Annotated in this window: 12 protein-coding genes and 1 CRISPR repeat array (1 of these 13 cut by a window edge); of the genes, 2 read left to right on the top strand and 10 right to left on the bottom strand. The window is 65.5% G+C overall.

Annotated elements, in window-relative coordinates; translation table 11 throughout:
• Positions 1-175 precede the first annotated feature (175 nt).
• On the top strand, positions 176-1,738 hold the full coding sequence (gene tnpC, locus OL599_RS10140) for an IS66 family transposase (protein WP_264713603.1): 1,563 nt from the start codon (positions 176-178) through the stop codon (positions 1,736-1,738).
• Positions 1,739-1,884: 146 nt separating this feature from the next.
• On the opposite strand, the gene OL599_RS10135 is transcribed toward tnpC, so the two are convergent.
• From OL599_RS10135 to OL599_RS10090, 10 genes are all read right to left on the bottom strand, one after another.
• The gene (locus OL599_RS10135) at positions 1,885-2,643 is read right to left on the bottom strand and encodes an SDR family NAD(P)-dependent oxidoreductase (RefSeq protein ID WP_264713602.1); all 759 of its coding nucleotides are present in this window, start codon (positions 2,641-2,643) and stop codon (positions 1,885-1,887) included.
• A gap of 45 nt (positions 2,644-2,688) precedes the next feature.
• Entirely contained in the window at positions 2,689-3,399 is a 711-nt protein-coding gene (locus OL599_RS10130) for an ABC transporter ATP-binding protein (protein ID WP_264713601.1), read from the bottom strand.
• Complete coding sequence (locus tag OL599_RS10125; RefSeq protein ID WP_264713599.1) at positions 3,399-4,148, bottom strand: ABC transporter ATP-binding protein; 750 nt, start codon at positions 4,146-4,148, stop codon at positions 3,399-3,401. The genes OL599_RS10130 and OL599_RS10125 overlap by 1 nt, the downstream gene beginning before the upstream one ends.
• Positions 4,145-5,026, bottom strand: a complete 882-nt coding sequence (locus OL599_RS10120; protein ID WP_264713598.1) for a branched-chain amino acid ABC transporter permease — start codon at positions 5,024-5,026, stop codon at positions 4,145-4,147. The genes OL599_RS10125 and OL599_RS10120 overlap by 4 nt, the downstream gene beginning before the upstream one ends.
• Entirely contained in the window at positions 5,023-5,910 is an 888-nt protein-coding gene (locus OL599_RS10115; protein WP_264713597.1) for a branched-chain amino acid ABC transporter permease, read from the bottom strand. The genes OL599_RS10120 and OL599_RS10115 overlap by 4 nt, the downstream gene beginning before the upstream one ends.
• A 120-nt stretch (positions 5,911-6,030) precedes the next feature.
• Positions 6,031-7,275, bottom strand: a complete 1,245-nt coding sequence (locus OL599_RS10110; RefSeq protein WP_264713596.1) for an ABC transporter substrate-binding protein — start codon at positions 7,273-7,275, stop codon at positions 6,031-6,033.
• 4 nt (positions 7,276-7,279) lie between these two features.
• Positions 7,280-7,990, bottom strand: coding sequence for a cysteine hydrolase family protein (locus OL599_RS10105; RefSeq protein ID WP_264713595.1), 711 nt, complete (start codon positions 7,988-7,990; stop codon positions 7,280-7,282).
• Positions 7,990-8,928, bottom strand: a complete 939-nt coding sequence (locus OL599_RS10100) for an allantoinase PuuE (protein WP_264713594.1) — start codon at positions 8,926-8,928, stop codon at positions 7,990-7,992. The genes OL599_RS10105 and OL599_RS10100 overlap by 1 nt, the downstream gene beginning before the upstream one ends.
• Positions 8,925-10,121, bottom strand: coding sequence for a CaiB/BaiF CoA transferase family protein (locus OL599_RS10095; protein WP_264713593.1), 1,197 nt, complete (start codon positions 10,119-10,121; stop codon positions 8,925-8,927). The genes OL599_RS10100 and OL599_RS10095 overlap by 4 nt, the downstream gene beginning before the upstream one ends.
• 28 nt (positions 10,122-10,149) lie before the next feature.
• Complete coding sequence (locus OL599_RS10090; protein WP_264713592.1) at positions 10,150-11,007, bottom strand: HpcH/HpaI aldolase/citrate lyase family protein; 858 nt, start codon at positions 11,005-11,007, stop codon at positions 10,150-10,152.
• 208 nt (positions 11,008-11,215) lie between these two features.
• On the opposite strand from OL599_RS10090, the gene OL599_RS10085 reads away from it, so the two are divergent.
• Positions 11,216-12,148, top strand: a complete 933-nt coding sequence (locus OL599_RS10085) for a LysR family transcriptional regulator (protein ID WP_264713591.1) — start codon at positions 11,216-11,218, stop codon at positions 12,146-12,148.
• 136 nt (positions 12,149-12,284) lie between these two features.
• A CRISPR array of direct repeats spans positions 12,285-17,850; the repeat unit is 32 nt; unit sequence GTTTCGATCCGCGCTCCCGCACGGGGAGCGAC; it runs 1,734 nt beyond the window's last position.

The following is a 17,850-nucleotide window of genomic DNA, read 5'->3' as shown; positions in this document are numbered from 1 at the left end:
TCGGCTTGCCCAGCGTCCCAGAAATCCGAGGTCTGATTGCAAAGCTGTTGTTACGATCGGCCCTGCGCTCGCCGTTCGTCCTGGCGTGGTCCGCCTGGCGACAACGCCATCAGTTCGGTGCGGCTGAGGCCCACTACCAAGCCCATAAAACGCAACTGTAGTACTAGAATGCCGCGTGGATCTGGCATACCGCACGCCCGAGGACGAGATCGCCGCATTGCGGCTGGAGTTGGCCGCGACGCGAGCCCAGCTCGGCACGGCGGCTCTGGAGATCGAACATCTTCGGGTGCAGTTGGCGGCCCTGCGCCGCCAGCAATATAGCCAATCCTCCGAGCGCCTCGACGCCGACATCGCCCAGCTTGAGCTGCGGCTCGAGGACCTGGAGGAGAACGAGGCCGAGCGCCGGGCCGCGATCGCGGATCCAGCCGCGGCGGAACCTCCCAGGCAGCGCTCCAAGCCGGTGCGCAAGCCGCTGCCGGAGCATCTGCCACGCGAGACCGTGATGCACGAGCCGAAGATGGTGTGTGACTGCGGCGATCGGAGCCAACTCGCCAGCCTCGGCGAGGACGTGACCGAGGTGCTGGAGAAGATACCCGCCCGGCTCAAGGTGATCCGCCATATTCGCCCCCGTTATGCCTGCCGCCAATGCGAGCGGGTTTTCCAGGCGCCCGCGCCTGACTTGCCTAACGAACGCGGTCGCCCGGGGCCGAGACTGATCGCGCATGTGGCGGTGGCGAAGTACTGCCACGGCCTGCCGCTGTTCCGCCAATCGGTCATCCTGGCGCGGGAGGGCGTCGAGATCGACCGCGCGACCCTGGCCGATTGGATCGGCCGCGCTGCGTGGTGGCTGGCACCTGTGGCCCGGCTGATCGGCGCCTATGTGATGGCGCAGCCGGTGCTGCACACCGACGACACGCCCATCCGCACCCTGGCGCCCGGCACCGGCAAAACCCGGCTGTCGCGGTTCCGGATCTATGCCGTGGATTTGCGCCCACCCGCCGGACCGGATCCACCGGCGGCGTTCTCCCGCTACTCGGCCGACCGCCGTGGCGAGCGTCCACGCGATCACCTGGCCGGGTTCAGCGGGGTCATGCACGCCGACGCGTTCACGGGCTACGACGCGCTGTATCGACCGCAGCCGGGTAAACCCGCACGCATCCGGCACGCCGCGTATTGGGCCCACGCCCGGCGCAAGCTGTTCGACGTGCACGAGGCGACCGGCTCGCCGATCGCCGAGGAGGCTTTGCGGCGCATCCAGGCGCTCTACGCCATCGAGGCCGAGATCACCGGCAAGTCCGCCGCCCACCGCCACGCCGAGAGGCAGGCGCGCAGCAAGCCTCTGTTGATCGCCCTGAAGAGCTGGATGGAGGCCCAGCGCCGACGTGCCTCGGGCAAGACCGTGCTGGGCAAGGTGCTGCAATACGCCCTCGGCAGATGGGAAGCACTGACCCGCTACGCCGATGATGGCCGCCTGGCCATCGACAACAATGTCGCCGAGCGGCTGCTGCGCGGTATTGCCGTCACCCGCAAGAACTTCCTGTTCATTGGATCCGACCAGGGCGGCGATCGGGCCGCCATCCTCTACACCCTGATCGAAACCGCAAAGCTGAACGCCGTGGATCCAGAAGCTTATCGGACCTACGTGATCGACCGGCTTGCAAGTGGGCATCTCACTTCCAAACTTGGCGAGTTGTTGCCCTGGAACTGTAAAGAAGCCCTCGAACTCAAAACGGCCTGAATACGCCAGCCGCTGACGTCAAGGATGGCGAGCCGCTGACGCCTACGTGAATCGAAGATATTCCGACAAGAGCGAATATACGACACGCTCTCACGCTATGACAGGTGACGAATTTCGCTTGTCCATCTGTGCACCTCGTTGGGTATTTAATGTGAGAAGCGCCGCGCACCGCCATCGACATGGATCACCTGGCCCGTGATGTAGCGCGCACGCGGCGAGGCCAGAAAGGCGACGAGCACGGCCAAGTCTTCCGGCTCACCGATATAGCCGGCGGGGCAATTCTCCGCGACCCATTTGCGCTGGGCCTCCTCTGTCGGAAGCAGCTTCTCGTCGATCTGCTCGGAATGCAGCCGGCCGGGCGGGATCGAGTTCACTGTGATGCCGTCCTTACCGACGACGCGCGAGAGCGACTTCGCCCAAATATGCGTCGCACCGTTCGGTGGGATGCCGCCATTGATGGCCAACGGTTCGTCGCCGCCGGTCAGGTTGATGATGCGGCCGAATTTCTGCGCCTGCATAACCGGCACGAAGGCATGGGCGAGTTCGCGCCCGGCATGGAAGTTCAGTGCCATCGCCTCGTCCCATTGTTCGCGCGTACCGAGCCCGTCGAAAGGTCGCGAGCCGCCGGCATTGTTGACGAGGATGTCGAGTCGGCCGAAGGTGGCAAGCACCTTGCCTTTGATCAGCTCGGCCGCATCGCGCTCAGTGATGTCGGCGGCGACCACCAGCGGCCGTGCATGACCCAGAGCCGCAATCTCGTCGGCGGCTTTCTGCAGACGCTCCTCGCGACGGGCAACGATCGCCAAGCGGCAGCCTTCCTCGGCAAGCATTTGCGCGATGGCGCGGCCGAGGCCGACGCTGGCGCCGGTGACGAGCGCGACCTTGCCAGCAAGCTGGAGGTTCATGGCACTCTCCTTTCGAAAGCTGGTGTCGATGATCGGCGGCGAGTGTCAGAGGCCGAGATAGGCCTTCCTGACCCGGTCATCATTCTGGAGTTCGGTGGCTGGCCCCGCGATCGTAATCTCGGAATGCTCGAGCACATAGGCGTATTGCGCCTGCTTGAGCGCGAGGGCCACGTTCTGCTCGACGAGAAGAACGCCGATCCCTTGTCCCGCGATCTGGCGGATGACCGACATGACTTGTTTGACCACGATCGGCGCGAGACCGAGCGAGGGCTCGTCGAGCAGCAGGTAGCGCGGCTTTGACATCAGGCCACGGGCGATCGTGCACATCTGCTGCTCGCCGCCTGAGAGAGAGCCGGCCTGCTGGCGGAGCCGCTCCTTGAGGCGCGGGAAGATGCTAAAGACCCGGTCGAGCACATCCTTATCATGGCCTCGGGCACGCGGCGCATAGCTTCCGAGTTCGAGATTCTCGCGCACGCTCATGAACGGGAAGAGCTGCCGCCCCTGCGGGACATGGGCGATCCCTGCTTCGACCCGCTCATGCGCTGGCATCCGCGTGAGGTCCGTGCCCTCCAGCCGGATCGCGCCGCTGCTCACACTCGCTTGCAGGCCGGAGATCGCATTCAGCGTCGTGGTCTTGCCGGCACCATTGGCTCCCAACAGGGTAACCACGCCCTGGGCGGGCACCGACAAGTTGATGCCCCGCAGCACGGTGATGTCGCCATAGCCGGCGACGAGATCGACAATGTCGAGAGCCATCAGTCGTCGCTCCCGAGATAGGCGGCCACCACCGCGGGATCGCGCACGACCGCCTCCGGCTTGCCCTCGGCGATCTTGCGCCCGTAATCGAGCACCACGACCTTGTCGGCGAGCGACATCACGGCATGGAGGTTGTGCTCGATCATGATCACAGCGAGCCCGTCCTCATGCGCGAAGCTCCTGATCAGATGGATGCTCTCGTTGATCTCGGAGGCGTTAAGACCGGCGAGGATCTCGTCGAGCAGCAGGATCTTGGGCTCGATCGACAAGGCGCGGGCGAGTTCGAGTCGCTTGCGCGATTCCAGCGTCAGGCTGCCGGCCGGCCGCTCCAGTAGTGGCCCCATGCCGACCCGGCGCACGATCTCGGCCGCCTTGTCACGCGCCGCAGCGAGCGGATGGTGCAGCAGCGCGCCGACCATGACATTTTCATGCACGGTCAGGCTGGTCAGCGGCTTGACGATCTGGAAGGTGCGGCCGATGCCGGCCCGCGCGCAGATCGTGACCGAGGCGCCGGTGATATCCTTGCCGGAGAAGCTGACGCTGCCGGAGTCAGGCTTGAGCTGGCCGCTCAGTATATTGAACAGCGAGGTCTTGCCGGCGCCGTTCGGGCCGATCAACCCGACGATCTCGGAAGTCGCCACGCTGAGCGAGACCTCGTTGACGGCGACCAGTCCGCCGAAGCGGCGCACAAGCCCGCTCGCGCGCATCAACTCCTTGCCGGCGGCGGCTTGAGTGGGAGTGCCTGTCATGAGCGCCGCCATGCCTTCATCGTGCCGACGATGCCCTTCGGCGCGAGCAGCACCGCCGCCAGCAGCGCGACACCATAGATCAAAAGCCGCGGCCCGCCGCCGAAGAACTGGCTCAGCACGCCGTCTAGTGGCGTCATCACCAGCGAGCCGACGATCGGCCCAAGCGGTGTCCCAAGCCCGCCGATGATGCTGAGCAGCGCGATCTGCACCGAGATGTCGATCGAGAACACACTCGGCGGGTCGAGGAACAGGATGTACTGGGCATAGAAGAAGCCGCCGACCGCGGTCAGCGCAGCGCTGATCATGGTGACGACCAGCTTCACCTTGACCGTGTTGATGCCGGCGCTCGCGGCCGTCGCCTCGTCGTCGCGAACCGCGATCAGGTATAGCCCGAGCTTGCCGCGATGCATCCACCGCGTGATGCCATAGACCATCATCATCAGCACGAATGCGGCGATGAGATAGGCCCAGCGCGAGCTGAAGATGAAGGTGTCGAGGCCGGGCCGAAACGGGATGGCGATGCCGCTCGGCCCGCGCGTGAAGTCGCTCCAGTTATTAGCGACGATCTCCATCGCGATCGGGAAGACCAGCGTCGCGAGCGAAAAGAAGGCGCCACGCAAGCGGAAACAGGGCCAGCTGATCACTACGGCAAGTCCCGTCGTTACAAAGATACCGGCGATTAGACCGAGCCAGGGCGAGAGTCCATACTTCGTGTAGACGATCGCGGTGATGTAGGCGCCAATGCCGAAGAAGGCTGATTGGCCGAGCGAGACCAGCCCACCATAGCCTGCCATCAGGTTCCAGGCGCCCGACAGAGCCGCCCACAAGCAGGTCATCACGGCGATGTTGAGATAATAGTCGTTGAAAAGCGCGCTCATTTGGTGCCGACCTCTTCCATGCCGGCGCGGCCCAACAGCCCTTGCGGGCGGATGAGCAGGATCAGGATGAACAGCACGAGCGCGATGACATCTTTGAGTTCGACCGAGATGAAGAAGCCGGTGAGTGTCTGGGTGACGCCGATGATCAGCCCGCCGACCATGGCGCCGGCAACGCTACCGAGTCCGCCGAGGACGACAACGACAAAGGCGGTGATGATCAGGTCAACGCCGGCGGTTGGGTAAGTGTAGTAGATCGGCGTCAGGATGCAGCCGGCAACCGCGGCGTAGGCGACACCGGCGCCGAAGGCGAGCCGATTCAGCCGGTCAGTGTTCACGCCCATCAGCGAAGCGGCATAGCGGTTCTGCACCATGGCGCGCAGCGCTTTGCCATCGCGGGAGAATTGCAGGAAGGCCATCAGCGCACCCGCCATCAGGAACGCGACGAGGAAGGCGTAGAGCGAGGTCGCCGAGATCGCGACATTACCGACGATGAAGGATTGCGAGGTGTAGGAGGTCTGGACCGAGCGATAATCCGGCCCCCAGAAGGTCAGTGCGAGGTTCTGCAGGACGACCGAGAGGCCGAAAGTGGCGAAAATCTGCATCGCGTGCGGCGCGTGCAGGATCGGCTTGATTACCACCCGTTCGATCAGCTGCCCGAGCCCGAATACGACCGGCGTGATGATGAAGATCGACAGATAGGGGTCGATCCCCCAGAGCGCATGCAGCCAGAAGGCGCCGAACATGGCGAACATGATGAACTCGCCCTGTGCGAAATTGACGATGCGCAGCATGCCGAAGATCAGGGTCAAGCCGATCGACAGCAATCCGTAGACGCCGCCGATCAGCAGACCTGAGACCAGCAACTGAGGAAGGATGTCGAGCATCTCGTTTCCGGGCCTGGGTCACGATGATTTTGGATCCGGTCGATCCAAAATCATGAACGTGATCGATTCGAAAAGTGAAAAGCTGGATGTGGGCGGGTTCAATCAGCCACCGCGGCCGCGTCAGCGCTTGTCCCAGGCCGGAAGCGGCACCAGGACGGGATCAGCCGTCTTGACGTTCTCCGGCGCCACCACCACGAGCTTGCCGCTCTGCCATTGCTGCGCGACCGGAAACGAGCGCTCGTTCTGGCCCTGCATCTCGTTGCCCGGTCCGGCGAACTTCACACCCCAGCCGAGCGAGGTGCCGCCAGTGGGGATGTCGAGCGCGAGCGCGGCTGCTTTCATCTTGGCGGGATCGGCCGAGCCGGCCTCGCGCAGCACCTTGTCGAGCAGGATATAGGTGCCGACGAACCCCTGGGTGCCGACATAAGACGGCGGCTTGCCCTGGCTGGCCTCGAAGCGCTTCTGGAACTCGGCGAGCAGCGTGCGGGCTTCCTCCGAGAGCGAGGCCGGGTTGATCGCGGCGGAGCCTTCGGTGTCGAAGATGCCATTGACGGCGTTGCCCAGGCTTTCACCGAAGCTCGGCAGGCCGTAGATGCCGCCGGTGCCGATGAAGGCGCCGACATTGACGCCGAGCTGCTTCATCTGGCGCTGGATCAGGAGCGCGTCATTGGCATAGGACGAGGCGATGATGATATCTGCGCCGCTCGCCCGCATGCGCAGGACGAGCGAGGCGAGATCAGTGGTCGATGCCTTGTAGGGCAGACGGCCGGCAACCTTGAAGCCGAGTTCCTTGGCCTTGTTCTCGGCCGCGGTCGCGACCGAAGTACCGTAATCGGAATCCTCGTGCACGACGAGAAGGGTGAGATCCGCCGGTTTCTTGCCAAGCCTGGGGGCGATGGCGCTCGCCGCGAGATTGGCCGCCAGTTGGCCGTTCGACGTCGCTGTGAAGACGATTCGGAAATAGCCGTTGAAGCCGCGCTTAGTCAGACCGTCGGCAATACCGCCGGTCTCCCAGTAGAGGCCGCCACGTCGCTCGACCACCTGGCTCGCGGCATAGGACAGGCCGCTCGAATAGGTGCCGGTGATGATCTGGAGGTTTTCGAGCGAGGACAGGCGTTCGGCCTCCGACTGCGCCTTGTCCGGCGTCGAGGCGTCACCCTGGACGAGCTCGACCTTTTTACCGACGACGCCGCCCTTCTCGTTGATCATGTCGACGGCGATGCGCGCGCCGTTGAGATTCTCGTTGCCGAGCAGTGCGAGGCTACCCGTCAGCGGATAGAGTGCGCCGATGCGCCAGGTCTCCTGCGCTTGGGCGGCGAATGTCGATGCAGCGAGCGCGAGCGCCGCCAAGGCGAGCTGCTTCATTGGCTTATCCCCTCTTTCTGTTTTTCTGCAGTTCCGCGATGACCGTGGCCGCGTCCGTAACGTCGGCGAACTGCCGGTCCATGTCGAAGAGGCTAATGGCGTGGGAAATCGGCAGCCGGTCAAAGACGCCATCGGCCGGTACGATTGCGCGGTAATTATAGGAGGCGGCGTCGAAGACGGTGGCGCGGACGCAGTTGCTGGTGGCGCCGCCGAGCACGATAACCGTGTCGATGCCACGCTCGACGAGGTAGCCAAGGAGGGGCGTGCCATGGAAACCGCTCGGCTTCTTCTTGACGAAGACGATGTCGCCGGATTTGGGCCCGACTTCCGGCAGCAGTTCAGCTCCGGGCGTCCCGTCGATGCACCAGTCCTCGCGCTCCTTCATGAAAGCGCGCTTGCGGCCGTAGACGCCGATGTCGTTGCCGCTGGCATCGAGCGCGAAACGGGAGAGGAAGATCGGCACGCCGGCAGCGCGTCCGGCATCAAGGATCGCGGCGATTCGGTCGACCGCCACCCAGCCGATCTCGCCGCACGACGAGGGATAGCGCTCGTCGCGGATGCCGCGCTCGCCGACCATGTAACGCTGCGTATCGATGACCACGATCGCGGGCTTGGCGCCGAAGCCCATGCGCCGGGCGAAGCGCCCGCGCGCCAGCACGGCGCGGTCGGCCTCGGTCAGATAGGCGTCCCAGGGTTGCGTGCCGTTCGTGCTCATCAGTCCGCCTCGGAGGGCGCGTGCTGGGCATGCCAATGCTGCGCGACGTCGAGACGCCCGCAAATCCAGACGCGGTCATGTTTCAGGATGTGATCGAGAAAATTCGCCAAGGCGCGGGCGCGCGCCGGTCGGCCGGTGATGCGTGGATGCAGGCCGATCGACATCAAGCCAGGCCTCTCGGCGCCTTCTTCATAGAGCTGGTCGAACGTTGACTTCAGGTAGCTCTCGAAATCGCCGGGCGCGGAAAAGCCCGACGGGGCCGCGAACTTCCCGTCATTGGCATCCATCGTATAGGGCACGATGAGATGGTTCCTGCCCTCAACTTCGACCCAATAGGGCAGCTCATCATTGTAAGCGTCTGAATCGTAGAGGAACCCACCCTCCTCCACGAGCAGCCGGCGCGTGTTCTCGCTCGGCCCGAAGCGGCAGTACCATCCGAGCGGACGTTTGCCGATCGTGCGCTTGATCGAGGCGACGGCGCGCGCGATCCGCTCGCGTTCCTCCTCCTCGCTTAGGCGAAAATGCTCCTCCCAGCGCCAGCCATGGCAGCAGACGTCGAAATTCGAGGAAGTGACGGCCTCGGCTACCTCGGGATTGCGTTCGAGTGCGACCGCGCAACCAAACACGGTCGCCGGTAGTTGCCGCTCATGGAACAGCTCGAACAGTCGCCAGATGCCGACGCGACTGCCATACTCGTACATGGTCTCGAAGGCGAGATCGCGCTGGCCCGCCGGCACGCGTCCGCCGGGCGCCTCGGCCAATCCGAGCTCGGTGCGGCCACTACCATCTAGGACGCTGTATTCCGAGCCCTCTTCGTAGTTGATGGCGAAATTCACCGCAACCCGCGCCTTGCCAGGCCAGCACGGGTCCGGGCGCTTGCGACCATAGCCGACGAAGTCTCGGGGCCTCTTCAAACTCGGATGCCAGACGCGGGTCATCGTTCCCCCTCCGCTCGCGTGCCGAACGCCGGCAGCCTGCCTGCCGCCCGCAGCTCGTCTAGGATCTCGTCGCGATGCTGGTCGACCCTGCCGCCAGTGGAGCGGATGGCACCGGGCGTGCGCGACATCACCGGAAAGACATTCTGCATCCTGACCGGGCCGAGATCCTCGTCGGGCACCGATACGACGGAGTTGCGCGCGATGTATTGCGGGTCGTGGAAGATCTGCTCGATATCGTAGATCGGTGCGATCGCTGCCTCGACCCGCTCGAAGATCTCCAGCACCTCTTGCAGGTCGTGCCTTGCGATCCAGCCGCCGACGATTGCATCGATCTCCTCGACATACTTGATGCGGTCGAGATTCGTCTGGAAGCGCGGGTCATCGGCCGTCCCCGGACCGCCGGTCAGGTCGAGCACGCGCTTGACGATGCTCGGCGCCGCCGCCGAGAGCGCCACCCAGCGGCCGTCGCGGGTGCGATAGGCATTGCGCGGGGCATTGTTGACTGAGCGGTTGCCGGTGCGGTTCTGGATGATGCCGAGCTGGTCGAAGATGATCGGCTGCGGACCGAGCAAGGCGAAGATTGGCTCGTAGATGGCGAGGTCGATGTACTGGCCCTGACCGCTGCCGCCGATATCGCGCTCGTAGATCGCGAACATCGAGGCGAAACAGCCGTAATAGGCGGCGATGCCGTCGGCGAGGCCAAAGGGCGGCAGGGTCGGCGGGCCATCGGGCTGGCCGGTGATATGAGCGAAACCCGACATCGCCTCGGCCAGCGTGCCGAAGCCGGCGCGGCGGTTATAGGGCCCAGTCTGGCCGAAACCCGTCACCCGCACCATGACGAGGCGCGGGTTGATCTTGGAGAGGACGTCCCAACCCAGGCCCCAGCTCTCCAGCGTGCCGGTGCGGAAATTCTCGACGAGGATATCGGCATCTGCGACCAGCGCCTTGAAGATTTCTGCGTCCTCGGCGGCCTTGAGGTCGAGCGCGATACAGCGCTTGTTGCGCGCCGTGGTCTTCCACCAAAGGCCGTGCCCGCCCTTCTTGGCACCCATGTTGCGCAGCGGATCGCCGCTCGGGTGCTCGATCTTAATGACATCGGCACCGAAATCGCCCATCAGCGTCGAGATGATCGGCCCGGCGAACAGCGTCGCGCTGTCAATGACGCGCAGGCCCTTCAGCGGGCCTTCGGCCATAGGCGCAGCGCTCTCGGTATTCATGGCCTCAGACATGCTGGTCTGCCGATTGGACGATCTTCAGCACCGCGCGGGCCCGGTCGATGAACGGTCCGTCGGCCATGACTCCATCGACGGTGAAGGCGCCGACGCCGCGCGCCAGCATCTCGTCGGCCCTGTCGACGATCCGCCGCGCATTCTCAATTTCCGCCGGGCGCGGGAAGAAGACCGCATTGGCGGTCGTGATCTGGCTCGGATGGACGCAGCTTTTGCCGGCGAGGCCGAGCGCGCGGGCCGCCTCGGCGTCAGCGCGATAGGCCTCGCTATCCGATACTGCGACGAAAGCACCGTCATAGGCGTCAATTCCGGCCTCGGCCGCCGCAAAGCGGACCGCCAGCCGCACCGGCACGAGCGCGGCCGGGCTGCGCTCGATCGCCAGCGGTTCCAAGAGATCGCCGAAGCCGAGTTGCAAGCCGATGACGCGCTTATGGACCAGCGCGATCTCGGCGGCCATGCGCAGGCCGCGCGGTGTCTCGATATTGGCGAGGATGCCGATCGGCCGGTCGATCCCCCGTTCACGCTCGAGCCTGTCGAGCAGGCGCGCGGCCTCGATGATCGGCTCAATGCTTTCGATCTTCGGCAGATTGACGATGTCGAGACCGGGCCGCACCACGGCCGCCATGTCGTCGGCAAACAGCGCCTCGCCCCAGGGATTGACCCGCACGATGGCGATCTTGTCGTCGTCAGCGTGGCGGCCCAGCGCTTGCGCCACATAGCCGCGCGCCTCGGCCTTGCGGTCGGCCGTGACTGCATCCTCGAGATCGAGGGAGATCGCGTCGGCCGCCGATTGCCAGGCCTTGTCGAAAAGCTCCGGCCGGGAGCCCGGCACGAAGAGCTTACTGCGCATCGATGGAGAGCGATTAACAGGCATTGGCAAGCGCCTATGAGAGAAGGTTATCACTTCGCCGCTGTCGCTCCGCCGAGTTCCAGCCTGGCATTCGCGATGGCGACGCGCGTATTCCATCCCTCGCTTGCCAAGTCGACAAATATCATGTTGTTAGGAGGGCATTCCTCGAAGGAATGCCCTTTCGCGCGTATCACCGACGGCCACGCAGATGATCGACCTCCGCAAGCTTCGCTATTTCAGCAATATCGTTGAGGCCAAGAGCATCAGCAGAGCGGCCCACAGCCTGAACGTCGCCCAGCCGGCCCTCAGCAAGAGCATCCAGGCGCTGGAAGAAGAACTCGGCACTCCCCTGCTGCAGCGCTCGGCCAAGGGCGTCGCAACGACGGAGGCGGGAGCGCGGCTCTACGAGCATTGCCAGATCATCTTCAAGCAGCTTGACCGCGCCAGGCTCGACGTGCGCAAGGCGGTTGAACGGCCATCCGGCGTGGTGACCGTCGGCCTGCCGCACAGCCTGATGACGGTGCTTGCCCTGCCGATGCTGCAACTAACGACCGAGCGTTACCCCGACGTGCGCCTGGAGCTCAAGCAGGAGCATAGCCATGTGCTCAGTGGCAATATCCGCGCCGGCAAGCTGGACTTCGCGATTATGGCGAGCCCGCGCTCGGCCTCGGGCCTCTTCTGCCAGCCCCTACTGGAGGAAGAGCTTCTCTTCGTCGAGCCGGTCCGACGGGGTGAGAAGGCGCGCGGGATCCATATTTCGTTCATCGAGGCATCCAGGCACGAATTCATCCTGCCCTCGGTCGGCAATGGCTTGCGCGCCGCGGCCGAAGGACATTTTCGTTCACGCTCCTTGCCCTTGAACGTCAAATACGAGGTCGATGCCATCGCCCTGATCACGCAGTGCGTCGAGGCGGGACTTGGCGTCTCGCTCCTTCCCGGCGGCTGCCTTCGGATGGATATCAACCAGGGCCGCGTCCGGGTGAAGCCCTTTGCAGAGGGGGGCTGCCATCGCAGCATCGTGTTGTGTCACGCGGCGGAAGCGACGCTGTCCCCGGCGGCAGCGACAGTCGTGTCACTCGTGGAGGAGGCTGCACGAGATTTGGTGGTTCGCGGCCAGTGGTCGGGAGCGCGGTTGGCGTGACATATGAGCTTCTGGTGTGTTTCGGCGTGGGGTCCCGACGCCGATCGGCGCGCTAAGCCATTGATTCGGTTGGCATCGCAGGGGTTACCGGGTGGCGCCGATTTACATCGCCGTGCTGCCCGAACCCCTGCGGATGGTTTCGATCCGCGCTCCCGCACGGGGAGCGACGCCCGGCCTTCGGATGATCAACGAGCGGCAAATCCTCGTTTCGATCCGCGCTCCCGCACGGGGAGCGACAGCAGCTTCACAACCAGCAGCAAGACGTTGACCTGTTTCGATCCGCGCTCCCGCACGGGGAGCGACTCGCCAGACATCGGCCGTCCTGCCACGATCCAACCGTTTCGATCCGCGCTCCCGCACGGGGAGCGACTGTAGTTCTGGCCGAGGATCGCGGCGCCGAACGCGTTTCGATCCGCGCTCCCGCACGGGGAGCGACAACGGCGCGAGCCTTGCGCTTGCAAATCACGATTTGTTTCGATCCGCGCTCCCGCACGGGGAGCGACGTGCGAGCCTACATGACGCTCGTCTGGCTGGCAGTTTCGATCCGCGCTCCCGCACGGGGAGCGACGTCCGAACCCCGCACTCGGCGGCGCGGGCAACGGAAGTTTCGATCCGCGCTCCCGCACGGGGAGCGACGAGGTGGTCAGGCGCGAGCGGCAGGCGGGTGCCAAGTTTCGATCCGCGCTCCCGCACGGGGAGCGACTTCCGTCGACCGTGGCTTTCTCCGTCACGCCAATGTTTCGATCCGCGCTCCCGCACGGGGAGCGACGCGAAAATTCTGGCGGCGCTTGTGTCGATTGCCGTTTCGATCCGCGCTCCCGCACGGGGAGCGACTTCTCGTTGGCGCCGCCATTGTCACGACGCTGGTGTTTCGATCCGCGCTCCCGCACGGGGAGCGACGCGCTGTCAACCTAAACCCCGAAATTGTTGTGGAAGGTTTCGATCCGCGCTCCCGCACGGGGAGCGACGCCCGGGCCCGGCTGGCGGTCGCGTTGGTAGCCTAGTTTCGATCCGCGCTCCCGCACGGGGAGCGACCTGGCAAGACCATGCGCGAGATCAAGGCTTCAACGTTTCGATCCGCGCTCCCGCACGGGGAGCGACTCGTCGGTGCCATCGTCCATGTGCCGGACGATGGGTTTCGATCCGCGCTCCCGCACGGGGAGCGACATCTCCTCGGCCGAGCCCCGCCGGCGGAACCGGTAGTTTCGATCCGCGCTCCCGCACGGGGAGCGACAACGGAACCGACATCAATTCGCTCACGCTGATCGCGTTTCGATCCGCGCTCCCGCACGGGGAGCGACATCATATCGTTCACGGCGTCAAGGGTCGCGAACTTGTTTCGATCCGCGCTCCCGCACGGGGAGCGACGTGTGGCGCGGCCGGATACGGGCATCAAAGACTGGTTTCGATCCGCGCTCCCGCACGGGGAGCGACGTGGTGGGCCAGGGCGTCCGCCATATTCCGCTTGTTTCGATCCGCGCTCCCGCACGGGGAGCGACGTACGGCGACTCATCGCCTTGATGGAGCAAGCCCCCGTTTCGATCCGCGCTCCCGCACGGGGAGCGACAAGGAAAATGTAAATGGCACAGACGCCCATGCTGGTTTCGATCCGCGCTCCCGCACGGGGAGCGACAAGCAAATCCTGCCAGCTTTGTAAGAGGTGAATTGTTTCGATCCGCGCTCCCGCACGGGGAGCGACACGTCGCCCGCCTTCGCCAGATTGAGTATGAGGAGTTTCGATCCGCGCTCCCGCACGGGGAGCGACCGCCGGAACGCCGGACGTCTTCCACTGGTAAACCGCGTTTCGATCCGCGCTCCCGCACGGGGAGCGACGCTTGCGATCACATCACCGTGCCGCGCACAGGCGGTTTCGATCCGCGCTCCCGCACGGGGAGCGACGCCCCCCGCAGGTGATTTCGTAACTCTCGAAAAGGTTTCGATCCGCGCTCCCGCACGGGGAGCGACACCCGGAAACCACAATCCAGAGCGGCCAGATCGCGTTTCGATCCGCGCTCCCGCACGGGGAGCGACAACCGGCATCACAGCGCCCCCCGCTGGCCAGCCTTGTTTCGATCCGCGCTCCCGCACGGGGAGCGACCGCTGTGGAATCGCGCAGGAACGACGTTCGACGCGTTTCGATCCGCGCTCCCGCACGGGGAGCGACGCCTCATTCGCGCGTGCGAAGCCCTGCGCATGGCGGTTTCGATCCGCGCTCCCGCACGGGGAGCGACGCTCGAACGGGAACGACTTCTCGCAGATAGGCTGGTTTCGATCCGCGCTCCCGCACGGGGAGCGACTCAGTCGCGGGTATCACGACATCACACGCTCGGAGTTTCGATCCGCGCTCCCGCACGGGGAGCGACGCGAGATACGCATTCCACATCGTCGCGATCTTGCCGTTTCGATCCGCGCTCCCGCACGGGGAGCGACGTTGCGCACAATATGACCGGTGACATAGGTGCCGGTTTCGATCCGCGCTCCCGCACGGGGAGCGACAGGCGCGCATCCGACGCGAAGCCCTCGAAGGCCCAGTTTCGATCCGCGCTCCCGCACGGGGAGCGACCCCCGATTGCCACTTTGCGTGGAACGGTCCGACTGTTTCGATCCGCGCTCCCGCACGGGGAGCGACGTCGGATGCAGAGTTTGCACACTATGACCGCAACGTTTCGATCCGCGCTCCCGCACGGGGAGCGACCCTACGAGCGGCACTTCCGCGCCGCCGAGTGACGGTTTCGATCCGCGCTCCCGCACGGGGAGCGACGCCCTCGCGGTGTGGGGCGGCTTCTTGCTCAGGCGGTTTCGATCCGCGCTCCCGCACGGGGAGCGACCCCATTCTGCTTGGTTGCCGTCGTCCATGAAATAGTTTCGATCCGCGCTCCCGCACGGGGAGCGACGCCAAGCCGGTGCCGATGAGCAGCCCAGGCAAGGAGTTTCGATCCGCGCTCCCGCACGGGGAGCGACGCCTGCGCCACCAAGGCCGGCATGGTCTGGTTGATGTTTCGATCCGCGCTCCCGCACGGGGAGCGACGTCAACAAGATCATCTTCGCTGGGGTCTAACAAAGTTTCGATCCGCGCTCCCGCACGGGGAGCGACGGTCGCCGGTTGCGGACAGGGAGATGTCCGCGCCGTTTCGATCCGCGCTCCCGCACGGGGAGCGACGACTTCCGCCGCCAGGGTTGCGACGTGAGCAATGTTTCGATCCGCGCTCCCGCACGGGGAGCGACCGCCCGCGTCTACTTCCACCTCCAGACACTCAAGGTTTCGATCCGCGCTCCCGCACGGGGAGCGACGAGGTGGCGGAGCGGGCCGCGTGAGCGACATGGAGTTTCGATCCGCGCTCCCGCACGGGGAGCGACCCTCGGTTGCGGTGGCGATGTGGGATCGTCTTGCTGTTTCGATCCGCGCTCCCGCACGGGGAGCGACGAGGCCGGTGCCGATGAGCAGGCCGGGCAGGGAGTTTCGATCCGCGCTCCCGCACGGGGAGCGACGGAGGTGGGTCGAGTGTGGCGGGCAAGGCTCGCGGTTTCGATCCGCGCTCCCGCACGGGGAGCGACTTGAGCGCGTAGGCCGCGGCCTCAGCGAGATTGCTGTTTCGATCCGCGCTCCCGCACGGGGAGCGACGCGGCGTCTATCTGGGCCCTCAACGACGTTCCGGAGTTTCGATCCGCGCTCCCGCACGGGGAGCGACGACCGTAAGCGGCCCCTCGATCCGGCTGGCCGAGGTTTCGATCCGCGCTCCCGCACGGGGAGCGACAAGCAGCTTCAAGGCCGGCCTCGACCGCATCGCTGTTTCGATCCGCGCTCCCGCACGGGGAGCGACGTACACCAAGAGCCCACCACAGACCAAACTGGCTGTTTCGATCCGCGCTCCCGCACGGGGAGCGACTTGCCCCGGTGTAGGGCTGGCCGTCCACCGCGATGTTTCGATCCGCGCTCCCGCACGGGGAGCGACGCTGTACCTGACTCTGACGCGCACCCTGCCGCCGGGTTTCGATCCGCGCTCCCGCACGGGGAGCGACTAATGTCGCGGCAGGACTCCCCGTGCCTTGGTAAGGTTTCGATCCGCGCTCCCGCACGGGGAGCGACAACAAGCTTTTGACCACGGCTACACCAACACCTGGTTTCGATCCGCGCTCCCGCACGGGGAGCGACTCGCCGCAGTCGTCAGATTAGTCCGCGCCAGCAAGTTTCGATCCGCGCTCCCGCACGGGGAGCGACCCCGATAGTCCCGGGCCGCTGGCGTCGGCCACAAAGTTTCGATCCGCGCTCCCGCACGGGGAGCGACCTGCGAGGCGCTGTACCACGCCTGCTCGATCAGGTTGTTTCGATCCGCGCTCCCGCACGGGGAGCGACCTCCGGCTGGGTGCCGGGCAGCGACACGACCGCCCGGTTTCGATCCGCGCTCCCGCACGGGGAGCGACGCCGTAACCGCCGGCGGCGCCGTTGCCCGAGATCCGGTTTCGATCCGCGCTCCCGCACGGGGAGCGACCGAGCACAGATGGCGCTCGCTGCCTGGTCTGCGGGTTTCGATCCGCGCTCCCGCACGGGGAGCGACGAGAAGGCAACGCGAAGGAAGCGGCATGTCTAAGTTTCGATCCGCGCTCCCGCACGGGGAGCGACGCGAGGTCGACGGGTTCTCCGGCGATGCGTTGCTGTTTCGATCCGCGCTCCCGCACGGGGAGCGACGTTGGCGCCGATGAGATCGCGTTGCTTGGCGATGTTTCGATCCGCGCTCCCGCACGGGGAGCGACAGTGGGTCAGGCGCGCTTCCGCGTCGCAAATGGCGGTTTCGATCCGCGCTCCCGCACGGGGAGCGACGCGGTCGGCTCGGGGCGGATGGCGAAGTTCGTCTGTTTCGATCCGCGCTCCCGCACGGGGAGCGACACCCCAGTGGGTGGGTTTCGGGTCGCTGGTCACTTGTTTCGATCCGCGCTCCCGCACGGGGAGCGACCGCCAGACCACGACAGCTTCGGACTGGCCGTGGTCGTTTCGATCCGCGCTCCCGCACGGGGAGCGACAACCAGTCTGCGCCGCGTCCGCTCGGCTCGCCGGTGGTCGTTTCGATCCGCGCTCCCGCACGGGGAGCGACAATCGACTTCATCGAGTGTCTGATCGTCCCGAGTGGTTTCGATCCGCGCTCCCGCACGGGGAGCGACGAACATCTCGCCAAGGTCATCAACCGGCTGACCTGTTTCGATCCGCGCTCCCGCACGGGGAGCGACGCCAAGCGCGGCGTCGCTCGCAATACACACGCATGTTTCGATCCGCGCTCCCGCACGGGGAGCGACGACGGTCGGCTTCGATGCCGATGGATGGCCGATCGTTTCGATCCGCGCTCCCGCACGGGGAGCGACGCAAATTCGGCGTGCGCGCGCAACTCGTGTGGGTGATCGTTTCGATCCGCGCTCCCGCACGGGGAGCGACTTTTGGCTGAGGAACCAAGGGCTAGCGACGCCATTGATCGTTTCGATCCGCGCTCCCGCACGGGGAGCGACGGCGGACGAGCTGTTGGTGCAGATCAACGATCTCGTTTCGATCCGCGCTCCCGCACGGGGAGCGACCCGCCTTGGACAGCCGCGCCGCCTGGGCGTCGATGTTTCGATCCGCGCTCCCGCACGGGGAGCGACAACACCGGTCGGGCCGGTCTGCTGATACACGACCTCGATGTTTCGATCCGCGCTCCCGCACGGGGAGCGACGCG

Source organism: Limobrevibacterium gyesilva (assembly GCF_025989185.1).
GTDB classification, from domain to species: Bacteria; Pseudomonadota; Alphaproteobacteria; order Acetobacterales; family Acetobacteraceae; genus Limobrevibacterium; species Limobrevibacterium gyesilva.
This window is presented reverse-complemented; position numbering and strand designations above follow the sequence as displayed.

Coding starts and splice junctions, on each gene's coding strand:
- OL599_RS10130 (WP_264713601.1), bottom strand. CDS start 3,399: ATGGCTCTCGACATTGTCGATCTCGTCGCCGGCTATGGCGACATCACC.
- OL599_RS10125 (WP_264713599.1), bottom strand. CDS start 4,148: ATGACAGGCACTCCCACTCAAGCCGCCGCCGGCAAGGAGTTGATGCGC.
- OL599_RS10095 (WP_264713593.1), bottom strand. CDS start 10,121: ATGGCCGAAGGCCCGCTGAAGGGCCTGCGCGTCATTGACAGCGCGACG.
- OL599_RS10085 (WP_264713591.1), top strand. CDS start 11,216: ATGATCGACCTCCGCAAGCTTCGCTATTTCAGCAATATCGTTGAGGCC.
- OL599_RS10110 (WP_264713596.1), bottom strand. CDS start 7,275: ATGAAGCAGCTCGCCTTGGCGGCGCTCGCGCTCGCTGCATCGACATTC.
- OL599_RS10090 (WP_264713592.1), bottom strand. CDS start 11,007: ATGCGCAGTAAGCTCTTCGTGCCGGGCTCCCGGCCGGAGCTTTTCGAC.
- OL599_RS10135 (WP_264713602.1), bottom strand. CDS start 2,643: ATGAACCTCCAGCTTGCTGGCAAGGTCGCGCTCGTCACCGGCGCCAGC.
- OL599_RS10115 (WP_264713597.1), bottom strand. CDS start 5,910: ATGCTCGACATCCTTCCTCAGTTGCTGGTCTCAGGTCTGCTGATCGGC.
- OL599_RS10100 (WP_264713594.1), bottom strand. CDS start 8,928: ATGACCCGCGTCTGGCATCCGAGTTTGAAGAGGCCCCGAGACTTCGTC.
- OL599_RS10105 (WP_264713595.1), bottom strand. CDS start 7,990: ATGAGCACGAACGGCACGCAACCCTGGGACGCCTATCTGACCGAGGCC.
- OL599_RS10120 (WP_264713598.1), bottom strand. CDS start 5,026: ATGAGCGCGCTTTTCAACGACTATTATCTCAACATCGCCGTGATGACC.